Source organism: Pseudomonas sp. MT92 (assembly GCF_058792515.1).
The window spans coordinates 132,207-153,859 of sequence record NZ_JBXAFA010000015.1; the positions used below are offsets into that span (position 1 = coordinate 132,207).

Below are 21,653 nucleotides of genomic sequence, written 5' to 3' on the forward strand. Positions count from 1 at the left end.
ATTTTTCCGCCAGAAGCGTCATTTGCGCTGATGTCAAGACGGGCGGATGGAACGCAAAACACAAAGCAGAGTCCGTAACTCACGGATAGTCATAGGGAATTGCCAGTGCCAGGACTCTTCAACAAAAAGGCCGATACGCTTTTGGGTATCGACATCAGCTCCACTTCGGTGAAGCTTCTGGCGCTGAGCCGCCAGGGCGCCCGTTATCGGGTCGAGGCCTATGCGGTCGAACCGCTGCCCGCCAACGCCGTTATCGAAAAAAATATTGCCGAGCTCGATGCTGTGGGCCAGGCGCTCTCTCGCGTGTTGATCAAGGCCAGGACCCGCCTCAGGAACGTGGCTGTGGCGGTGGCTGGCTCGGCGGTGATCACCAAGACCATCGAGATGGACGCCGGACTTTGCGACGACGACATGGAAAACCAGCTGAAGATCGAGGCCGATCAGTACATTCCCTTTCCGCTGGACGAAGTCGCCATCGACTTTGAAGTGCAGGGCGCTTCAGCGCGCAATCCCGAGCGGGTCGATGTGCTGCTCGCGGCCTGCCGCAAGGAAAACGTCGAGGTCCGTGAGGCAGCCCTGGGTCTTGCCGGCCTCACCGCTCGCGTGGTCGACGTCGAGGCTCATGCCCTCGAACGATCATTCGGGTTGCTGGCCAATCAATCGGTGCTGCCCAAGGACCGCCTGGTGGCAGTGGTCGACATCGGGGCGACCATGACCACCCTGAGCGTATTGCTCCACGGGCGCATCATCTACACCCGCGAACAATTGTTCGGTGGCCGGCAGCTGACGGAGGACATTCAGCGCCGCTACGGCCTGACCCTCGAACAGGCGGGGTTGGCAAAGAAGCAGGGTGGTTTGCCGGATGATTACGTCAGTGCAGTGTTGCAGCCGTTTCGCGAGGCGCTGGTGCAACAGGTATCGCGTTCACTGCAGTTTTTCTTCGCTGGCGGCCAATACGACGCTATCGATCACATCCTGCTGGTCGGCGGCACCGCGTCAATCTATGGGCTGGAACGGTTGATCGAGGAGCGTTTGGGCACACCGACCCAGGTGGCCAACCCATTTGCCGGAATGACGTTGAGCGCCAAGGTCAACGCCGCCGCCCTGGCCAGCGACGCGCCGGCCATGATGATTGCCTGTGGGCTGGCCCTCAGGAGCTTCGACTGATGGCGCGGATCAATCTTTTGCCCTGGCGCGAAGAGCGGCGCGAGGAGCGTCGAAAACGTTTTTTATTGATTCTGGCAGGCGTGCTGGTGGGATCGGCGGGTGCGGTGCTGGTTGCGAATCAAGCCATCAACGGCGCCATTGAACGGCAAGTCGCCCGTAACAATTACATCAATCAGCAGATTGTCGTGGTCGACGAGCGGATCAAACAGATCAGTGATCTCAAGGCGCGTCGCCAGCAATTGCTCGAGCGCATGCGCATCATCCAGGACCTGCAAGGCAATCGGCCGATCAATGGGCGAATTTTTGATCAGCTGGCGCGGACCCTGCCCGACGGGGTGTATTTCACCGAAGTCAAAAGGGTGGGCAAAACCTTGTCGATTTCTGGCGCCGCTGAATCCAACAATCGTGTTTCCGACCTGATGCGCAACTTGAACGCTTCGGACTGGTTCGATGCACCGAGCCTGACTGAAGTCAAAGCGACCACTGCGGGTCAGTTGGATCAGGCCAATGTCTTCCAGTTGACCGTTCGTCAGACTCAACCGGCCGCCGTGGAGGATGAACAATGAGTCCTTCCGGATGGCTGGAAGAGCTGCGCAGTGTCGATATTCACGAATTGGGCACCCACAACATCGGTTCATGGCCGCCTGCGGTCAAGGTTCTGCTGGGCGTGTTGGTCATGATTCTGGTCCTGGGGCTCGGTTACAGCTTTTCCACAAGTGAGGTTCAGAGCCAGCTCGACCTCAAGCGCGAAGAAGAGACGGCCCTCAAGGAGCAGTTCGCCACCAAGGCGCATATGGCGGCGAATCTGGAGCGCTATACCCAGCAACTGAAAGAGATGGAAAACTCTTTTGGTGTGCTGCTGCGGCAACTGCCCAGTGATACCGAAGTGCCCGGCCTGCTGGAGGACATCACTCGCACAGGTCTGGGTAGCGGGCTGGAGTTTGAAGAGATCAAGCTGCTGCCGGAGGTGACCCGGCCGTTCTACATCGAACTGCCGATCCAGATCACCGTTACCGGTACCTATCACGACCTGGCCACGTTCGTCAGTGGTGTGGCCGGGTTGCCGCGCATCGTTACCCTGCATGATTTCGACCTGGCACCGGCCAAACCCGACGGCGGCCCGAAACTGCGCATGAGCATCCTTGCCAAGACCTATCGCTACAACGATCAGGGGGCGCATCAATGAGCCTGATTCGTTGTTTATCGATGGTCGTGTCGCTCGTCGTCCTTGCCGGCTGTGGCGGTGGCGATGACTTCGGCGACCTGGATGCCTGCCTGAACGAAATGCGCCTGCGCGCGCCGGGCAAGATTGAACCAACGCCCACAATCCGGTCTTACCCGACATTCACTTACAACGCAGCCAACCTGCGCAGCCCGTTTTCACCCCAGGTCAGAATCGACCTGTCCGGTCAGAAACACGGCTCAAGCAACGTCAAGCCCGATCCCGACCGAATCAAGCAATACCTTGAGGGGTTCAACGTCGAGCAGTTTGAAATGGTCGGCACGATCTCCAATGCAGCGGGCTCCTTTGCATTGCTGCGCGGGGCTGGCGGGGTGCACAGGCTGAAAGTCGGTGATTACCTGGGGCGTAATGACGGGCGGATCGTCGCCATCAGCGGCTCACAAGTGGATGTGGTCGAAATCGTCCCCGACGGCGAAGGTGCCTGGCTGGAACGGCCGCGGACCCTCCCTCTGAAAGAGCACTCATAGTGGAACTGGAAAAATGAACAGGACTTTCTCAGCCCTCGGAATGACGCTATGGATAGCGTTGTTGTCGCCGATGGCACAAGCGGCCAGCCTCAAGGCCCTGGATGTTGCGGCGCTGTCGGGAGACCGCGTCGAGCTGAAGCTGGCATTCGACGAGCCGCCACCGGCCCCTCAGGGCTACACCACGGCATCACCGGCACGGATCGCACTGGATCTGCCGGGTGTCGTCAGTCAATTGGCGAACAAAACCCATGACCTGGGCGCTGGCAATGCCCGAAGCGCGACAGTGGTGGAGGTCAAGGATCGTACGCGTCTGATCATCAATTTGACCCAGGTAGCCCCCTACAGCACGCGCGTCGAGGGCAACAACCTGTTCGTGGTGGTCGGGCAGGGCGGCAAAGTCGCGCCGACCACATCTGCCACCCTCGCAGCGCCGGCCCCGGCGCGCCCCCCAATGCCATTGAACAAGGCTATTCGCGGTGTGGATTTCCAGCGGGGTACCCAGGGCGAAGGCAATGTGCTGATCGATCTGTCGGATCCGTCGATTGCGCCGGACATTCAGGAGCGCGACGGCAAGATCGTCGTCGGGTTTGCCAGGACCCAATTGCCCGACCCCTTGCGCGTGCGTCTGGATGTGAAGGATTTCGCCACGCCGGTACAGTTCGTCAACGCCAGCGCTACGGGTGATCGGGCCACCATCACGATAGAGCCCGGTGGCGGCGCCTTCGACTACTCGACCTATCAGACCGAAAACAAACTGACCGTCAGCGTCCGTCCGGTGACCGCCGACGACCTGCAAAAGCGTGATGCCGACCGCCATGCCTACAGCGGCGAAAAACTTTCTTTGAATTTTCAGGACATCGACGTGCGCTCGGTGCTGCAACTGATCGCTGATTTCACCAATCTCAATCTGGTCGCCAGCGACACCGTGCAGGGCGGCATTACCCTGCGCCTGCAGAACGTACCTTGGGATCAGGCGCTGGATCTGGTGCTGAAAACCAAGGGGCTGGACAAGCGCAAGATCGGTAACGTCCTGCTGGTGGCGCCGGCCGACGAAATTGCTGCCCGGGAACGTCAGGAGCTGGAATCGCAAAAACAGATCGCCGATCTGGCACCGCTACGGCGGGAACTGTTGCAGGTCAATTACGCCAAGGCGACGGATATCGCCAAACTGTTCCAGTCGGTGACCAGTGCCGAGGCGAAAGTCGACGAACGGGGCTCTATTACCGTCGATGAGCGTACCAACAACATCATTGCCTACCAGACCCAGGACCGACTCGACGAACTGCGGCGAATCGTTGCCCAACTGGATATTCCGGTGCGCCAGGTCATGATCGAAGCGCGAATCGTCGAAGCCAACGTCGATTACGACAAAAGCCTGGGTGTGCGCTGGGGCGGTTCCGTCCAGAACAGGGGCAACTGGAATACCTCCGGGGTCAGCAACGGCGCCAACGGCTCCTCGACCATTGGCACGCCGGGCAGCACCAGCACCAATTCACCGTTCGTCGATTTAGGGGCGGCGAACAACACCTCGGGGATCGGCATTGCGTTCATCACCGATAACGTCTTGCTGGACCTTGAGCTGACAGCCATGGAGAAAACCGGAAACGGGGAAATCGTCTCGCAACCCAAGGTTGTCACGTCCGACAAGGAAACCGCCAAAATCCTCAAGGGCACCGAAATTCCCTATCAGGAAGCCAGTTCCAGCGGCGCGACTTCGGTGTCCTTCAAGGAAGCATCGCTGTCGCTGGAAGTGACGCCACAGATCACTCCGGACAACCGGATCATCATGGAGGTCAAGGTCACCAAGGACGAACCGGACTACCTGAACAAGGTCCAGGATGTGCCGCCCATCAAGAAAAACGAGGTCAATGCCAAGGTCCTGGTCAACGATGGTGAGACCATCGTCATTGGCGGTGTTTTCTCAAATACTCAAAGCAAGGTTGTAGATAAGGTGCCATTTCTTGGCGATGTGCCGTATCTTGGCCGCCTTTTCCGGCGTGACGTGGTTTCGGAGAAAAAATCCGAGCTGTTGGTGTTTCTCACTCCGCGTATCATGAATAACCAGGCGATTGCTGTGAGTCGTTGATTCTGTGCGAAATTTGATTCTTGTAGGACCGATGGGCGCTGGAAAAAGCACCATCGGCCGGTTGCTGGCCAAAGAGCTGCGCTTGCCATTCAAAGATTCCGATAAGGAAATTGAATTACGCACGGGCGCCAATATCCCATGGATCTTCGATAAAGAAGGCGAACCGGGCTTTCGTGACCGCGAGGAGGCAATGATTGCCGAGCTGTGCGATTACGATGGCGTGGTGCTGGCGACCGGCGGCGGTGCAGTGATGCGCGAAGCCAATCGTCGAGCCCTGCACGCCGGTGGGCGGGTGGTTTATCTGCATGCCTCTGTCGAGCAGCAGGTCGGCCGTACGTCCCGCGACCGCAATCGGCCCTTGTTGCGCACCGCCGATCCGGCCAAGACCCTTCGGGATCTGCTGGCGATCCGCGATCCGCTGTATCGGGAAATCGCTGATCTGGTGGTGGAAACCGATGAGCGGCCGCCCCGCATGGTCGTGCTCGATATCCTGGAACGCTTGCAGCAGCTGCCTCCCCGTTAATGCGCGGCGCGAAATGCGCTATCCTCGGCGTCCTGCCGCAACCGCTCAAGGTTGTGGCGAACGGCGACCCAGCGGCGTCAATAACAGCAAAGGCCGTGGACATTCGTTAACTCAAGGCGGAACGCCTGATTCCATCTTCACTGTGGGGACACATGCAGACACTCAAGGTCGATCTAGGCGAGCGCAGCTACCCGATTCATATTGGCGAAGGTTTGTTGGATCAGCCTGAGCTGCTGGCCCCGCATATTCGCGGACGGCAAGTGGCAATCATCTCCAATGAAACGGTCGCGCCGCTCTATCTTGAACGTCTGACTCGCAGCCTCGCGCAGTTCTCGGTGATTTCCGTCGTGTTGCCCGACGGCGAAGCCTTCAAGACCTGGGAAACCCTGCAACTGATCTTCGATGGCCTGCTGACCGCACGGCACGACCGCCGTACCACGGTGATCGCCCTGGGTGGCGGTGTGATCGGTGACATGGCCGGTTTTGCTGCCGCCTGCTATCAGCGCGGCGTCGATTTCATTCAGGTTCCGACCACACTGCTGTCGCAAGTTGACTCCTCGGTGGGCGGCAAGACCGGGATCAACCACCCGCTGGGTAAGAACATGGTGGGTGCCTTCTATCAGCCGAATGTGGTGCTGATCGACACGGCCTCCCTCAATACCCTGCCGGCCCGCGAACTGTCCGCCGGTCTGGCTGAGGTCATCAAATACGGGCTGATCTGCGATGAGCCGTTCCTGACCTGGCTCGAAGACAACGTCGATCGCCTGCGTAATCTGGATCAGCAAGCCCTGACCTACGCCATCGAACGCTCCTGCGCGGCCAAGGCAGCGGTGGTCGGCGCCGACGAAAAGGAAACCGGTGTTCGTGCCACCTTGAACCTGGGCCACACCTTCGGTCACGCCATCGAAACCCACATGGGGTATGGTGTCTGGCTTCATGGTGAGGCCGTCGCTGCTGGCACCGTAATGGCGCTGGAAATGTCCGCCCGCCTGGGCTGGATCAGCGAACAGGACCGTGATCGCGGCATTCGTCTGTTCCAGCGCGCCGGACTGCCGGTCATTCCGCCCGAGGAGATGACGGAAGCCGATTTTCTCGAACATATGGCAATTGATAAAAAAGTGATCGACGGTCGTTTGCGCCTGGTGCTGCTGCGCCAAATGGGTGAGGCAGTGGTGACCGACGATTATCCGAAAGAGGTTTTACAGGCCACGCTGGGAGCGGATTACCGCGCCCTGGCTCAGCTTAAAGGTTAATAAGATCGCGATGACTAGTTTGCATGCGGACGAGGCTTTCCTCGGCCATTACCAGTTGAGTCATGACCCTTTTGCTCCACGGGTGCCTGGCTTCAAGTTTTTCCCGGCCCAGCGCAAACCGGTGCTGGGACAGCTGCACCACCTGGCGCGTTACAGCCAGTTGCTGTTGGTCGTTACAGGGCCCCAAGGCAGCGGCAAGACGCTGTTGCGCCAGGCCCTGGTGGCCAGCACCAACAAACAATCCGTGCAGAGCGTGGTGGTTTCCGCCCGTGGCGCCGGCGATTCGGCTGGCATCCTGCGGCAGGTTGCCCAGGCGCTGGACGTTGCCCAGGCCGAGATCGGCGCGATTCTGGCGCAGGTGGTGCAACTGGCGCTTACCGGTCAGGAAGTCTATCTGCTGGTGGATGACGCCGAGCAACTCGACGAGTCCGCGCTCGAAGCCTTGATGGCCCTGGCCGCCGGTGCGCCGGAAGGCCGTCCGCATGTGTTCCTGTTCGGTGAGTCCTCGCTGATCGCTCAGCTGGAGCAGTTGAGCCTGGAGGAAGAGCGTTTCCACGTCATCGAGCTGCAGCCTTATACCGTAGAGGAAACTCGCGAATACCTGGACCAGCGTCTCGAAGGCGCTGGCCGGGGTATCGAACTTTTTACCGCGGATCAGATCTCTGATATTCATGAAAGCTCCGACGGTTGGCCTGGCAACATCAATCAGGTCGCCCGCGATGCCATGATCGAAGCCATGATTGCCAGCCGCACAGCGGTCAAGCGTCCAAGTATGGGGTTCAATATGCCGAAGAAACACGTATTGGCGATTTCCGCCGTCGTCGTGGTCGCGGTGGCCGCCGCCTGGTTGATGCCGGGTCGCAACAAAGCGCCGACCACGGGTGCGCCTGCCAACGAACAGGCGCAACTGCCGCTTGGCCAGGGCAAACCGCAAGCCAATGGTGGTGCGCCGTCTGTCGAATTCGCCGGCAATACGCAGCCGATGCCGTTGCCGTTGGTCGGTAATTCGCAACCGGTCATGCGTGGTCCGCTGGCTGAAGCTGCGGGTGGCATTTCCGAGGGAGATGATGGCGTGCCGGTCGAAGGCTCCAGCGCCACGCCGCCGACCGTGACCACGACTGCGCCGCCCGTGGGCGTGCCTGCCGGTCCTGCGCCGACACCCGCAGCCAAGCCGGCGCCTGCTCCGACTCAAGTCGCTACCGCCAAGCCAGCGCCGGTTCCAGCGGCCAAGCCTGCACCCGCGCCCGTGGCTAAAGCCGCACCAGCGGCCAAGCCGGTCGAGAAGCCAGTCGAGAAACCAGCCGCCGTGGCCAAGGCCGCGGGCGGCACCTGGTACGCAGGTCAGGCTCCGGGCAACTACGTGGTACAGATCCTCGGCACCAGCTCTGAAGCGGCCGCGCAAAACTTCGTCAAGGAGCAGGGCGGCGAGTACCGCTACTTCAAGAAAGTCCTCAACGGCAAGCCACTCTATGTGATCACCTACGGCAGTTTCGCCAATCGTGATGCAGCCGTTTCCGCCATCAAGGCCTTGCCAGCGAAGGTTCAGGCTGGTAAACCTTGGCCTCGCACTGTCGCCAGCGTCCAACAGGAACTGGCAACAACTCGCTGAAGATTCGGCGGCCTTACCCAGGCCGCCTCTCCAAGCACCTCAAAATTTCTACAAGCGCGCCGTCTCTACAGACCGCGTGCCTTGTGGTGTCTGCGTCACAGTAGTCTTTGAGTCGTTGCGGTCAAGATTAAAAAAGTTTTGACTAGCACAGCGGATCGCTTTAAACCTTTCACAAATGCGACATGAATTTGCGACATTTCGTCGTCAAATTTGTGAGGCCAAGTGACGGTGTGTACAATGACCTCCCTTTTGCCCCCGCAAAGCCGGCGTACGTTCGGCGTGGATGGTAAGTGGTTGAATTAAAAAGAAATTTGCCTCGATAAGAGGCAGCCTGGTGAGAAAGTGTCTATGAAAGCAGGTCTGTACCAACCAGATGAATTCAAGGATAACTGCGGTTTCGGCCTGATAGCTCATATGCAGGGCGAGCCCAGTCATACCCTTTTGCAAACGGCCATCGAGGCCCTGACCTGCATGACCCACCGCGGTGGGATTAATGCCGACGGCAAGACCGGTGACGGTTGCGGTCTGCTGATTCAAAAGCCGGACGTGTTCCTGCGAGCCATCGCCCAGGAAACGTTCGGCGTCGAACTGCCCAAGCAATATGCCGTGGGCATGGTCTTCTTCAACCAGGACCCGGTCAAAGCCGAAGCCGCTCGCGAGAACATGAACCGCGAGATCCTGGCCGCCGGCCTGCAGTTGGTCGGCTGGCGCAAAGTGCCGATTGATACCAGCGTCCTCGGCCGCCTGGCCCTTGAGCGCCTGCCGCAGATCGAGCAGGTGTACATCGGCGGTGAAGGCCTGAGCGACCAGGACATGGCCGTCAAGCTGTTCACTTCCCGTCGTCGCTCGTCCGTGGCCAACGCCGCCGACGTCGATCACTACGTCTGCAGCTTTTCCCACAAGACCATCATTTATAAAGGCCTGATGATGCCGGCGGACTTGACCGCCTTCTATCCAGACCTGAGCGATGAGCGCCTGCAAACCTCGATTTGCGTGTTCCACCAGCGCTTCTCCACCAACACCCTGCCGAAATGGCCGCTGGCTCAACCGTTCCGCTTCCTGGCGCACAACGGCGAGATCAACACCATCACCGGCAACCGCAACTGGGCCGTGGCCCGTCGCACCAAGTTCACCAACGATTTGATGGACCTGGAAGAGCTCGGCCCGCTGGTCAACCGCGTCGGTTCCGACTCCTCCAGCATGGACAACATGCTCGAGCTGATGGTCACCGGTGGCATCGACCTGTTCCGTGGCGTGCGGATGATCATTCCGCCTGCGTGGCAGAACGTCGAGACCATGGACCCGGATCTGCGTGCGTTCTACGAATACAACTCGATGCACATGGAGCCGTGGGACGGCCCGGCCGGCGTGGTCATGACCGATGGTCGCTACGCGGTGTGCCTGCTCGACCGTAACGGTCTGCGTCCGGCGCGTTGGGTCACCACCAAGAACGGCTTCATCACCCTGGCCTCGGAAATCGGTGTCTGGAACTACCAGCCTGAAGACGTGATCGCCAAGGGCCGTGTGGGCCCTGGCCAGATCTTTGCCGTGGACACCGAAACCGGTCAGATCCTCGACACCGATGCCATCGACAACCGCCTGAAGTCTCGTCATCCGTACAAGCAATGGCTGCGCAAGAACGCCCTGCGCATCCAGGCGACCATGGAAGACAACGACCACGGTTCGGCGTTCTACGACGTCGACCAGCTCAAGCAATACATGAAGATGTACCAGGTCACGTTCGAAGAGCGCGACCAGGTGCTGCGTCCGCTCGGCGAGCAAGGCTACGAAGCCGTGGGCTCCATGGGCGACGATACGCCGATGGCCGTGCTGTCCCAGCGCGTGCGCACGCCGTACGACTATTTCCGCCAGCAGTTCGCGCAGGTGACCAACCCGCCGATCGACCCGTTGCGTGAAGCCATCGTCATGTCGCTGGAAATCTGCCTCGGTGCCGAGCGCAACATTTTCCAGGAGTCGCCGGAACACGCCTCGCGCGTGATCCTCAGCTCGCCGGTCATTTCCCCGGCCAAGTGGCGCTCGCTGATGAACCTCGATCGTCCGGGCTTCGAGCGCGCGATCATCGATCTGAACTACGACGAAAGCGTCGGCCTCGAAGCGGCGATCCGCAACGTTGCCGATCAGGCTGAAGAAGCTGTGCGCGCCGGTCGTACCCAGGTCGTACTGAGTGACCGTCACATCGCCCCGGGCAAACTGCCGATCCACGCTTCCCTGGCCACCGGCGCGGTGCACCATCGCCTGACCGAAAAAGGCCTGCGTTGCGACTCCAACATCCTGGTGGAAACCGCGACAGCGCGTGACCCGCATCACTTCGCCGTGTTGATCGGTTTCGGTGCCTCTGCCGTTTATCCGTTCCTGGCTTACGAAGTGCTGGGTGACCTGATCCGTACCGGTGAAGTACTGGGCGACCTCTACGAGGTGTTCAAGAACTACCGTAAAGGCATCACCAAGGGCTTGCTCAAGATCCTCTCGAAGATGGGTATCTCGACCATCACGTCCTACCGTGGCGCGCAGTTGTTCGAAGCCATCGGTCTGTCCGAGGAAGTCTGCAACCTGAGCTTCCGTGGCGTGCCAAGCCGCATCAAGGGTGCGCGTTTCGTCGACATCGAAGCCGAGCAGAAAGCCCTGGCCACCGAAGCCTGGAGCCCACGCAAGCCGATCCAGCAAGGCGGTCTGCTGAAGTTCGTCCACGGTGGCGAATATCACGCGTACAACCCGGACGTGGTCAACACCCTGCAAGCCGCTGTGCAGCAGGGTGACTACAGCAAGTTCAAGGAATACACGTCGCTGGTGGACAACCGCCCGGTGTCGATGATCCGCGACCTGCTGAAAGTCAAAACCCTCGACACGCCGCTGGACATCAGCGAGATCGAACCGCTGGAATCGGTGCTCAAGCGCTTTGACTCCGCCGGTATCTCCCTGGGCGCCCTGTCGCCGGAAGCTCACGAAGCCCTGGCCGAAGCCATGAACCGCCTCGGTGCGCGTTCCAACTCCGGCGAAGGCGGCGAAGACCCGGCGCGCTACGGCACCATCAAGAGCTCGAAAATCAAGCAGGTTGCCACTGGCCGTTTTGGCGTGACCCCGGAATACCTGGTCAATGCCGAAGTGCTGCAGATCAAGGTCGCCCAGGGCGCCAAGCCGGGCGAGGGCGGTCAACTGCCAGGCGGCAAGGTCAACGGTCTGATCGCCAAGCTGCGTTATGCAGTGCCGGGCGTGACCCTGATTTCGCCGCCGCCGCACCACGACATCTACTCGATCGAAGACTTGTCGCAGCTGATTTTCGACCTGAAACAAGTCAACCCGAAAGCGCTGGTCTCGGTGAAGCTGGTAGCAGAAGCGGGCGTCGGCACCATCGCTGCCGGTGTGGCCAAGGCCTACGCGGACTTGATCACCATCTCCGGCTACGACGGCGGGACCGGTGCGTCGCCGCTGACTTCGATCAAATACGCGGGCGCCCCGTGGGAACTCGGCTTGGCCGAAACCCACCAGACCCTGCGTGGCAACGATCTGCGCGGCAAAGTCCGGGTACAAACCGACGGCGGCCTGAAAACCGGCCTCGACGTGATCAAGGCTGCCATCCTCGGCGCTGAAAGCTTCGGCTTCGGCACCGCGCCGATGATCGCCCTGGGCTGCAAATACCTGCGCATCTGCCACTTGAACAACTGCGCTACCGGCGTTGCGACCCAGAACGAGAAGCTGCGCAAGGATCACTACATCGGCACCGTCGACATGGTGGTGAACTTCTTCACCTACGTCGCCGAAGAAACCCGCGAGTGGCTGGCCAAGCTGGGTGTGCGCTCCCTCGAAGAGCTGATCGGCCGTACCGATCTGCTGGAAATCATCGAAGGGCAGACCGCCAAGCAGCATCACCTGGACCTGACCCCGTTGCTGGGCAGCGATCACGTGCCGGCGGACAAGCCACAGTTCTGCGGCGTGGACCGTAACCCGCCGTTCGACAAGGGCCTGCTGGCCGAGAAAATGGTCGACATGGCCACCTCGGCGATCAACGACCTGAGCGGCGCCGAATTCGCCCTGGATATCTGCAACTGCGACCGTTCCATCGGCGCGCGGATCTCCGGCGAAATCGCCCGCAAGCACGGCAACCAGGGCATGGCGAATGCGCCGATCACGTTCCGTTTCAAAGGGACTGCCGGTCAGAGCTTCGGCGTGTGGAACGCCGGTGGTCTGAACATGTACCTGGAAGGCGATGCCAACGACTACGTCGGCAAGGGCATGACCGGTGGCAAGCTGGTCATCGTTCCGCCGAAGGGCAGCGTCTACAAGACTCAGGACAGTGCCATCATCGGCAACACCTGCCTGTACGGCGCCACGGGCGGCAAGCTGTTCGCCGCCGGCACCGCGGGTGAGCGTTTCGCCGTGCGTAACTCCGGTGCCCACACCGTCGTGGAAGGCACTGGCGATCACTGCTGCGAGTACATGACCGGTGGTTTCGTCTGTGTTCTGGGCAAGACCGGTTACAACTTCGGCTCTGGCATGACCGGTGGTTTCGCCTACGTGCTCGACCAGGACAACACCTTCGTTGACCGGGTCAACCACGAACTGGTGGAAATCCAGCGGATCAGCGGCGAGGCGATGGAAGCCTACCGCAGCCACTTGCAGCGCGTGCTGAACGAGTACGTCGAGGAAACCGACAGCGAGTGGGGTCGTGAGCTCGCCGAAAACCTCGACGATTACGTGCGCCGTTTCTGGTTGGTCAAGCCCAAGGCTGCCTCCCTGAAATCGTTGCTTTCCAGCACCCGTGCCAACCCGCAGTGATATGCGCCTGAAGAGTTTGATGAGGTTTTAACAATGGCTGAACGTCTGAATAATGACTTCCAGTTCATCGAGGTCGGGCGCAAGGATCCGAAGAAGAAACTGTTGCGTCAACGCAAGAAAGAGTTCGTGGAAATCTACGAACCGTTCAAACCCCAGCAGTCGGCCGACCAGGCCCACCGCTGCCTGGGTTGCGGTAACCCGTATTGCGAATGGAAGTGCCCGGTGCACAACTTCATTCCCAACTGGCTGAAACTGGTGGCCGAGGGCAACATCCTCCAGGCCGCCGAGCTGTCGCACCAGACCAACACCCTGCCGGAAGTCTGCGGCCGGGTGTGCCCGCAGGATCGTCTGTGCGAGGGTGCCTGCACCCTTAACGACGGTTTCGGCGCGGTCACCATCGGTTCGGTGGAGAAGTACATCACCGACACCGCGTTCGCCATGGGCTGGCGTCCGGACATGTCCAAGGTCAAGCCGACCGGCAAGCGCGTCGCGATCATCGGTGCGGGCCCGGCGGGCCTGGGTTGTGCCGACGTGCTGGTGCGCGGTGGCGTGACCCCGGTGGTGTTCGACAAGAACCCGGAAATCGGCGGTCTGCTGACCTTCGGCATCCCCGAGTTCAAGCTGGAAAAGACCGTGTTGAGCAATCGCCGCGAAGTCTTCACCGGCATGGGTATCCAGTTCCGCCTCAACACCGAGGTGGGCAAGGACATCACCATGGAGCAACTGCTCGAAGAATACGATGCGGTCTTCATGGGCATGGGCACCTACACCTACATGAAGGGCGGCTTTGCCGGTGAGGACCTGCCGGGTGTGTACGACGCACTGGACTTCCTGATCGCCAACGTCAACCGCAACCTGGGCTTTGAAAAGTCGCCGGAAGATTTCGTCGACATGAAAGGCAAGAAGGTCGTGGTACTGGGCGGTGGTGACACGGCGATGGACTGCAACCGTACGTCGATCCGCCAGGGCGCCAAGTCGGTGACCTGTGCTTATCGCCGCGACGAAGCGAACATGCCGGGCTCGCGCAAAGAGGTGAAGAACGCCAAGGAAGAAGGCGTGAAATTCCTCTACAACCGCCAGCCGATCGCCATCGTCGGCGAAGACAAGGTCGAAGGCGTGAAAGTGGTCGAGACCCGTCTCGGCGAACCGGACGCCCGCGGCCGTCGCAGCCCTGAGCCGATCCCGGGTTCCGAAGAGATCATCCCGGCCGATGCCGTGGTCATCGCCTTCGGTTTCCGTCCGAGCCCGGCGCCGTGGTTCGAACAGTTCAGCATCCAGACCGACAGCCAGGGCCGCGTTGTCGCGCCTGAGCAGGGTCAGTACAAGCACCAGACCAGCAACCCGAAGATCTTCGCCGGTGGCGACATGGTCCGCGGTTCCGACCTGGTGGTGACGGCGATCTTCGAAGGCCGTAATGCGGCTGAAGGGATCCTGGATTACCTGGGCGTCTAACCCGCGTCCAACTGGCTGCAACGCAATACCTGTGGGAGCTGGCAAGCCAGCTCCCACAGTGTTTTGTGCTGCTGAAAAGCCTGCATTTCACCGCGACAAATTGACCCGATAGACAAAAGGCTGACCTGCATCCGTGCCTTTTGCGCCCGGCTCTGAGAAAATGCCCGCACTTTTTTTCCGGATGCCGACATGACTGCCCTGAAGAACGACCGTTTCCTCCGCGCCCTGCTCAAGCAACCCGTAGACGTCACTCCCGTGTGGATGATGCGTCAGGCCGGTCGCTACCTGCCGGAATACCGCGCCAGCCGAGCCAAGGCCGGCGATTTCATGAGCCTGTGCATGAACCCGTCGTTCGCTTGTGAAGTCACGATGCAGCCGCTTGATCGTTATCCACAACTGGATGCGGCGATCCTCTTTTCCGACATCCTGACCATCCCCGATGCCATGGGCCAAGGCCTGTACTTCGAAACCGGCGAAGGTCCACGTTTCAAAAAAGTTGTCAGCACCCTGGCCGACATCGAAGCCTTGCCGATTCCCGATCCGCAGAAAGACCTTGGCTACGTGATGGACGCGGTCAGCACCATCCGCCGCGAACTGAATGGCCGGGTGCCGCTGATCGGCTTCTCCGGCAGCCCGTGGACCCTGGCCACCTACATGGTCGAAGGCGGCTCGTCGAAAGACTTCCGCAAGACCAAAGCCATGCTCTACGACAACCCGCAAGCCATGCACCTGCTGCTGGACAAGCTCGCGCAGTCGGTCACCAGCTACCTCAACGGCCAGATCATGGCCGGTGCGCAAGCGGTGCAGATCTTCGACACCTGGGGCGGCAACCTGTCGGCGGCGGCTTATCAGGAGTTCTCCCTGGCCTACATGCGCAAAATCGTCAGCGGACTGATCCGCGAGCACGAAGGTCGCAAGGTGCCGGTGATCCTGTTCACCAAGAACGGCGGCCTGTGGCTGGAAAGCATCGCCGACGCCGGTGCTGATGCACTGGGCCTGGACTGGACATGCGACATCGGCAACGCCCGTGAGCGTGTCGGCAGCAAAGTCGCGCTGCAGGGCAACATGGACCCGACCGTGCTCTATGCCAAGCCAGAAGCGATCCGCACTGAAGTCGGGCGCATTCTCGCCAGCTACGGCAAAGGCAGTGGCCACGTGTTCAACCTCGGTCACGGCATCACGCCGGAAGTCGATCCGGAACACGCAGGTGCCTTCCTGCGCGCGGTGCATGAGTTGTCGGCGCAGTATCACGAGTAACTGATTCTGCAATGATCAGAAGCCTGTCCGGCCTGGTGCCGGACAGGCTTTTTTTATGTCTTTCAACTTCGTGTTTAGTCGAGGGGGAGCTTCTTGTAAGAAGTTTTTCATTTCTTGTCGGATGTAGGCGCATAGAGACTGATCCTGCGGTAAGCAGAGATTTTCCCTACATAGCAAACGAATTTATCCAAGTAAGGTTTCGGACCCTTGCGCAGCCCCTCGCTGAGCAATGTCGCAAAAATCGGCGCCCGTTCTGCGCGTCTTGATCTTCGATAAGTAGTCTGGAATTCATTTGATGAAAAATACGTCTTATAAGGGAAGTGCGTTCGCTGCCTGCACCTCCTCAATGATCCTGTTATCGGCAATGTTGGCATCCCAAAGTGCTTCCGCTCACGGTTATCTGGAAGTACCGCCTTCGCGCGCACTGGCTTGCCAGAAAGGCTTGAACACCAACTGTGGCGGCGCGCAATACGAACCACAAAGTGTCGGCGAAACCTTCAAGGGCTTTCCGGCCGGTGTCGGTGGTGCGCCTTTGCAAGGACCGGTCGACGGCAAGATCGCAAGTGGTGGCCACTCGCTGTTCTCCGCCCTGGACGCTCAGTCCGCCACGCGTTGGCACCTGACGGAAATCAAGGACCGCAACATCGATTTCCAATGGCGCTACACGGCTGTGCACCCGGCCACCAAGCATGAGTACTTCATTACCCGCAACAACTGGAACCCGAACGAAGCGCTCAAACGCGCCACCTTCGAAAGCACGCCGTTCTGCACCATCGACGGCGGCAATCAGAAGCCGGAATCCGGCGCCAAGCACAACTGCAACATCCCCGCGGACAAAAACGGTCACCACGTAATTCTGGCGATCTGGACCGTCGGTGATACCGATGCGGCGTTTTACAACGCGGCGGACGTGAACATCATTGCCGAGCCTGAGTTGCCGGGCGGCTGGTCTTCCGTGGGCGGCATCGCGCCTTCGACCCAGTTGCTGGCGGGTGACAAGGTCAAGGCCCGTGCCTTCTCCGCCAACGGCGAGAGCTCGAACTACAGCGTTGAAATCTCCATCGATAACGCCGAAGAAGGTTCGCCAAACAATTGGTCGTTCAAGCTGGCCGAAGCCATCAACAAGGCTCACACCCTGGTCCGGGCTGGCGTTCGCGATGAAAACGGAACCATTGAGCCGGTCAAGGGCAACAACAGCCTGTATGCGCAGAAAGAAAGTGGCGTAATCCGCTACGAAGTGCAGCTGGACATGAGGGAAGACGCTGCCGCGCGCATGGCGGTGGCGGCCCAGCAACCGGAATACGTTCTGGACAAAGGCCAGGCCAAGGTCGAGTTCAGCATGATTGCCAACCGCAAGATGAACGTCGAGGCGACCCTGCACGACGAGCACAACAAGCTGGTCGGATCCACCTCGGCACAGGTCGACAGCGGCTCGACATCGCTGACCCTGGATGTGCGCAGCAACCCGGGCAAACACACCCTGACGCTGGTCGGTACCACCCTGGATGGCCGCACCACTCGCCAGGACACCCAGGCCACCCAACTGACCGGTGATGGCGCCGGTGCCGACTATGACTTCGTGTTCCCGGAAGGCATCAGCGACTACACCGCCGGCACCAAAGTGCTGCAGCCAAAGACCAACGAAGTCTTTGAATGCAAGCCGTTCCCGGAATCGGGCTACTGCAAGCAATACAGCCCGACCGCCAACGGCTATGAGCCGGGTGTCGGTGCGCACTGGCACATGGCGTGGAACAAGCTCTAAGTCCCGCCGCAGTACTTCAGGCGACCTCTTGAGGGTCGTCTGAAGGCGAACTCTTCTGTTGGATAATCAAGTGAACCAGTCGTGACGTTTTCACTGATGACGGTTACCCGTTTCGGCTTGCGCCTGCGCAACGTTGGCCTGCTGATTTTGCCGCTGGGCTACAGCGTGTTTCTGGCGTGGCAGGAGTGGCGCTTTCGTGAATTCTTCGTTCGGCCCCCCCTGACAGTGACCACTGTAACGGCTGCCCCCGCCACCCTGCGTGACACTCTCGATGCCACGGCGGTGGCCACCGTGCTTGGCCTGACGACACAAACCGCGCTGCTTGCCAGTGCCGAACCGCTGACCTTGCAAGCGAGCTTTGTCGTCAGCAGCGGTTTATCCCGTGCCTTGCTGACCGATGCCCAAGGCCCACGCATGTATCAAGTGGGCGAACGCTTGCCCGGTGGCAGTGTTCTGCGCCGCGTCGAGGCCAATCAAGTGGTGTTGTGGAACAAGGGACGAGAGGAGCGATTGACGCTGCAACCACCTGTCGCGCGTTTCCTGCGCCCAGTCGAATCCCCCGTCGATGCACGACCTCCCGTTATTTCTACGCGTTATCTACGCCCGATTATCGGGCCGTCAGAGTGATCAAGCCCATGAACAGTTTCACTGGCGCGCAAGCCTTGCGTTCCATGTTTCTCTTTGTCGCTTTGGCGATCGTGCCTCTTCCCGGCGCACTTCAGGCCGCGGAAGAAAAGTGGCAGCTGGCGATGAACAACGCCGAGCTTCGCGACATTGTCGAAGAGATCTCCTCCATTCTCGGTACCACCGTGGTGCTTGATCCCAGGGTTTCCGGGCGTATCACCGTGATGTCCCGGCAGGCCCTCGACCGTGAGGGCGTTCGCCGGTTGTTCTACTCGGTGTTGGACGCCCACAACTTCACGGTGATCGACGAGGGTGACCGGATCCTGATCACGCCTGTGACCGACGCCAAGACCCGCGCCAGCGGCTCGGCGAAAAATGCCACGGCCTCGCAATTCGTCACCCGGGTCATCGAGCTGAACACCAGCAGCGCCAACGATATTGCCGGTCTGGTCCGGCCTTTGGTGTCGGCCAACGGCTATGTCGGGCCTTCGGCGTCTGCCAATGCGCTGGTGATCACGGACACGACCGCCAATGTGCAACGAATTACCCAAGTGGTGCGGCAACTGGATGCCGGAAAGAACAGCCTGCATGCGGTGGTTCAACTGCGTCATGCCCAGGCCAGCGACGTGGCTCCGGTGATGGAGGCCTCTCTGGGCAAACGGACTGCCGATACGCCGATCCAGGTGCTGGCGGATACCCGAACCAATCGTCTGATTCTCATTGGCCCGGCCGCCGTCCGCCAACGCTTGGCGGGCCTGGCCCGTCGTCTCGACATCCCTGCCACCGAGTTGCCTGACAACGCCCGGGTGATCCGCCTGCGCCACAGCGATGCCAGGCAATTGGCGGAGATTCTGGAAACCATGGGCCAGGGCCGCAAAGCTGCACCGACCCTGAGCGGCAGCAAGGAAACGGCCGCCAGTGCGACATTCATGATCAAGGCCGATGAAAGCCAGAACGCGCTGGTGTTGATCGCCGAGCCGGCGCAGGTCAGGACCATCGAAAGCATCGTGCGCCAGTTGGATCAGCCGCGAGCGCAGGTGTTGATCCATGCGGCCATCGTCGAAATTTCCGGCGACATCGCCGAAGCCGTGGGTGTGCAGTGGGGCCTGAACACCGGTGACGCCAAAGGCTTCATCAACTTCCCCGGCACCGACATTCCCATTGTCGGCGGCCTGACGTTCGACGAGAAAAAATCGGCACCCGAAGGTGCGCTGTTGCGTCTGGGAGGCGACCGTTTCGGCGCATTGATTTCGGCGCTGGCCAGCAACACCCGCAGTAACCTCTTGTCCACGCCGAGCCTGTTGACCCTGGACAACCAGGAAGCGGAAATCATCGTCGGCCAGAACGTGCCGTTCAAAACCGGTTCCTACGCCACCAACAGCAGCGGCGCGGATAACCCGTTCACCACGGTCGAACGCAAGGACGTGGGCATCAGCCTGAAGATCAAGCCGTACATCAATGAAGGCTCGACCTTGCGCCTGGAGGTCGAGCAGGAAGTCTCGGACATCGCGCCCTCGGTATCGGGCATCGACTCTTCGGACCTGATCACCAACAAACGAGCGCTCAAGAGCACCATCCTCGCCGACGACGGCGAAATCATCGTGATTGGCGGCCTGATCCGCGACAGCGTGCGCACCCAGAAAAGCGGTGTGCCGCTGCTGCGCGACATTCCCTATCTCGGCGCACTGTTCCGCTGGAACCGGGAAACCCAGACCAAAAGCAACCTGATGGTGTTTTTGCGACCGACCATCGTGCGCAGCAAGGAGGACCTGGTCGAGGTCAGCCGGCAGCGTTACAACGCGCTGCATGACTTGAGTCAGCGAGGGGCGCAGGGCAACAACTCATTGCTGCTGCCGGCCGATGCGCGTCAGTTGTTCGAGCCGGGTTCCGACGCGCCACTGTTCGATCTGCGCAAGCCGGCGACGAGTGCGCCATGACTGGCGTGAGCGATGTCTGCGAGCCGCTGCCGTTCGGGTTCGCCCGGCGTTTCGGTGTCTTGCTGGAGCGTGACGGTGACCAGTGGGGGCTGGCGCTGCGTGCCGATACGCCGCTCACCGCGCTGGCCGAAGCACAGCGGCTATGCGGTCCGGAGTTCCCACTGCGGCTGTTGCCAGCGCCGGTATTTGCCGCACGTCTGGCAGCGGCGTACCGCGAAGGTCAGAGCGCGGCAGAGCAGGTCGCTCAAGGGCTGGATGAGGACCTGGACTTGCTCAGTCTGGTGGATCAGGTGCCGCAAACCGCCGACTTGCTGGAACAGCAGGGCGATGCGCCGATCATTCGCCTGATCAACGCGCTGCTCAGCGAAGCGGTACGCGAACAGGCCTCGGATGTGCACCTGGAAACCTTCGAGCAGTACCTGTCGGTGCGCATGCGCGTCGATGGGCAATTGCGCGAAATGCTCCGGCCACGGCGTGAACTGGCGACGCTGCTGGTGTCGCGGATCAAGGTCATGGCGCGGCTGGATATCGCTGAAAAGCGCGTACCCCAGGATGGCCGCATGGCCCTGCGGCTGGCCGGGCATGAAGTGGACGTGCGGGTCTCGACCCTGCCATCGGCGCACGGTGAACGAGTGGTATTGCGCCTGCTCGACAAACAGGCCGGGCGCCTCGAATTGCAGCGTCTGGGCATGCCGGAAGGGACCCTGGCGGACCTGCGCGAACTGCTCGGCAAACCCCACGGCATCCTGCTTGTCACCGGGCCGACGGGCTCCGGCAAGACCACCAGTCTGTACGCCGCGTTGAGCAGCCTGAACGACCAGACGCGCAACATCCTCACCGTCGAAGACCCCATCGAATATCACCTGCCGGGAGTCGGCCAGATGCCGGTCAATCCGAAGGTGGACATGACCTTTGCCCGTGGTTTGCGGGCGATCCTGCGCCAGGACCCGGACGTGGTGATGGTCGGCGAAATCCGTGATCGCGAGACGGCGGAAATCGCCGTGCAGGCCTCGCTCACCGGTCATCTTGTGCTCTCGACCTTGCACACCAACAGCGCGGTCGGTGCGGTCACGCGGCTGGTCGATATGGGCGTCGATGCCTACCTGCTGGCGTCTTCGCTGGTGGGCATTCTGGCCCAACGCCTGCTGCGCACCTTGTGTCCACATTGCAAGGCGCCTTACAGCGCTGACGCAGCCACCTGCCAGCGTTTGGGGCATGACGCGACGGCGCCTTTACAGCTGTTCCGGGCCATGGGCTGTGACCAGTGCCAGCACGGTTATCGCGGGCGCATCGGCATCTACGAATTGATCAGTGTGACGCCGGCCATTTCTGCGCTGATTCATCAGGGGGGCAGCGAACAGGCGTTGCTCGGCGAGGCGCGCAAGGCATCGCACAGCCTGTTTCAGGACGGTCGGCAACGGGTGATCGACGGCTTGACCAGCCTCGACGAGTTACTGCGTGTGACTCGGGAGGACTAAG

15 protein-coding genes are annotated in these 21,653 nt (G+C 60.6%); all 15 read left to right on the forward strand.

The window, feature by feature from the left end:
• The first annotated feature begins 105 nt into the window (after nt 1-105).
• Entirely contained in the window at nt 106-1,167 is a 1,062-nt protein-coding gene (locus AC1Q6D_RS25800) for a pilus assembly protein PilM (protein WP_103404474.1), read from the forward strand.
• The gene (locus tag AC1Q6D_RS25805; RefSeq protein ID WP_103404475.1) at nt 1,167-1,733 is read left to right on the forward strand and encodes a PilN domain-containing protein; all 567 of its coding nucleotides are present in this window, start codon (nt 1,167-1,169) and stop codon (nt 1,731-1,733) included. Before AC1Q6D_RS25800 ends, AC1Q6D_RS25805 begins: the two co-directional genes overlap by 1 nt.
• On the forward strand, nt 1,730-2,353 hold the full coding sequence (locus tag AC1Q6D_RS25810; RefSeq protein ID WP_103404476.1) for a type IV pilus inner membrane component PilO: 624 nt from the start codon (nt 1,730-1,732) through the stop codon (nt 2,351-2,353). Before AC1Q6D_RS25805 ends, AC1Q6D_RS25810 begins: the two co-directional genes overlap by 4 nt.
• Nucleotides 2,350-2,877: a pilus assembly protein PilP gene (locus AC1Q6D_RS25815; RefSeq protein ID WP_103404477.1), complete on the forward strand. Its 528-nt coding sequence runs from the start codon at nt 2,350-2,352 to the stop codon at nt 2,875-2,877. Before AC1Q6D_RS25810 ends, AC1Q6D_RS25815 begins: the two co-directional genes overlap by 4 nt.
• 13 nt (nt 2,878-2,890) lie before the next feature.
• A complete protein-coding gene (locus AC1Q6D_RS25820; RefSeq protein WP_103404478.1) occupies nt 2,891-4,963 on the forward strand; it encodes a type IV pilus secretin PilQ in 2,073 nt (690 codons plus the stop codon).
• 4 nt (nt 4,964-4,967) lie between these two features.
• A complete protein-coding gene (gene aroK / locus AC1Q6D_RS25825; RefSeq protein ID WP_047536474.1) occupies nt 4,968-5,486 on the forward strand; it encodes a shikimate kinase AroK in 519 nt (172 codons plus the stop codon).
• 152 nt (nt 5,487-5,638) lie between these two features.
• The gene (aroB, locus tag AC1Q6D_RS25830; RefSeq protein ID WP_047536476.1) at nt 5,639-6,739 is read left to right on the forward strand and encodes a 3-dehydroquinate synthase; all 1,101 of its coding nucleotides are present in this window, start codon (nt 5,639-5,641) and stop codon (nt 6,737-6,739) included.
• A gap of 10 nt (nt 6,740-6,749) precedes the next feature.
• A complete protein-coding gene (locus AC1Q6D_RS25835) occupies nt 6,750-8,348 on the forward strand; it encodes an AAA family ATPase (RefSeq protein ID WP_103404479.1) in 1,599 nt (532 codons plus the stop codon).
• A 348-nt stretch (nt 8,349-8,696) separates the two neighbouring features.
• The gene (gene gltB, locus AC1Q6D_RS25840) at nt 8,697-13,142 is read left to right on the forward strand and encodes a glutamate synthase large subunit (RefSeq protein ID WP_103404480.1); all 4,446 of its coding nucleotides are present in this window, start codon (nt 8,697-8,699) and stop codon (nt 13,140-13,142) included.
• A 33-nt stretch (nt 13,143-13,175) separates the two neighbouring features.
• Nucleotides 13,176-14,594, forward strand: a complete 1,419-nt coding sequence (locus AC1Q6D_RS25845) for an FAD-dependent oxidoreductase (protein WP_103404481.1) — start codon at nt 13,176-13,178, stop codon at nt 14,592-14,594.
• Nucleotides 14,595-14,783: 189 nt separating this feature from the next.
• Nucleotides 14,784-15,851, forward strand: coding sequence for a uroporphyrinogen decarboxylase (gene hemE / locus AC1Q6D_RS25850; protein WP_047536484.1), 1,068 nt, complete (start codon nt 14,784-14,786; stop codon nt 15,849-15,851).
• 295 nt (nt 15,852-16,146) lie between these two features.
• Nucleotides 16,147-17,613, forward strand: a complete 1,467-nt coding sequence (gbpA, locus tag AC1Q6D_RS25855; RefSeq protein WP_103404483.1) for an N-acetylglucosamine-binding protein GbpA — start codon at nt 16,147-16,149, stop codon at nt 17,611-17,613.
• A gap of 96 nt (nt 17,614-17,709) precedes the next feature.
• Entirely contained in the window at nt 17,710-18,240 is a 531-nt protein-coding gene (locus tag AC1Q6D_RS25860) for a type II secretion system protein N (RefSeq protein WP_103404484.1), read from the forward strand.
• An 8-nt stretch (nt 18,241-18,248) separates the two neighbouring features.
• The gene (gene gspD, locus AC1Q6D_RS25865) at nt 18,249-20,174 is read left to right on the forward strand and encodes a type II secretion system secretin GspD (protein WP_103404485.1); all 1,926 of its coding nucleotides are present in this window, start codon (nt 18,249-18,251) and stop codon (nt 20,172-20,174) included.
• Nucleotides 20,171-21,652 carry a type II secretion system ATPase GspE gene (gene gspE / locus AC1Q6D_RS25870; RefSeq protein WP_103404486.1) on the forward strand — a complete coding sequence of 494 codons (1,482 nt, stop codon included), beginning with the start codon at nt 20,171-20,173 and terminating at the stop codon, nt 21,650-21,652. Before gspD ends, gspE begins: the two co-directional genes overlap by 4 nt.
• Nucleotide 21,653 lies beyond the last annotated feature (1 nt).

What these genes read in the sequence shown, in the direction of transcription:
- AC1Q6D_RS25805 (WP_103404475.1), top strand. Translation starts at nt 1,167, where the DNA reads ATGGCGCGGATCAATCTTTTGCCCTGGCGCGAAGAGCGGCGCGAGGAG.
- AC1Q6D_RS25810 (WP_103404476.1), top strand. Translation starts at nt 1,730, where the DNA reads ATGAGTCCTTCCGGATGGCTGGAAGAGCTGCGCAGTGTCGATATTCAC.
- AC1Q6D_RS25815 (WP_103404477.1), top strand. Translation starts at nt 2,350, where the DNA reads ATGAGCCTGATTCGTTGTTTATCGATGGTCGTGTCGCTCGTCGTCCTT.
- AC1Q6D_RS25820 (WP_103404478.1), top strand. Translation starts at nt 2,891, where the DNA reads ATGAACAGGACTTTCTCAGCCCTCGGAATGACGCTATGGATAGCGTTG.
- aroB (WP_047536476.1), top strand. Translation starts at nt 5,639, where the DNA reads ATGCAGACACTCAAGGTCGATCTAGGCGAGCGCAGCTACCCGATTCAT.
- AC1Q6D_RS25835 (WP_103404479.1), top strand. Translation starts at nt 6,750, where the DNA reads ATGACTAGTTTGCATGCGGACGAGGCTTTCCTCGGCCATTACCAGTTG.
- gltB (WP_103404480.1), top strand. Translation starts at nt 8,697, where the DNA reads ATGAAAGCAGGTCTGTACCAACCAGATGAATTCAAGGATAACTGCGGT.
- AC1Q6D_RS25845 (WP_103404481.1), top strand. Translation starts at nt 13,176, where the DNA reads ATGGCTGAACGTCTGAATAATGACTTCCAGTTCATCGAGGTCGGGCGC.
- hemE (WP_047536484.1), top strand. Translation starts at nt 14,784, where the DNA reads ATGACTGCCCTGAAGAACGACCGTTTCCTCCGCGCCCTGCTCAAGCAA.
- gbpA (WP_103404483.1), top strand. Translation starts at nt 16,147, where the DNA reads ATGAAAAATACGTCTTATAAGGGAAGTGCGTTCGCTGCCTGCACCTCC.
- AC1Q6D_RS25860 (WP_103404484.1), top strand. Translation starts at nt 17,710, where the DNA reads ATGACGGTTACCCGTTTCGGCTTGCGCCTGCGCAACGTTGGCCTGCTG.
- gspD (WP_103404485.1), top strand. Translation starts at nt 18,249, where the DNA reads ATGAACAGTTTCACTGGCGCGCAAGCCTTGCGTTCCATGTTTCTCTTT.
- gspE (WP_103404486.1), top strand. Translation starts at nt 20,171, where the DNA reads ATGACTGGCGTGAGCGATGTCTGCGAGCCGCTGCCGTTCGGGTTCGCC.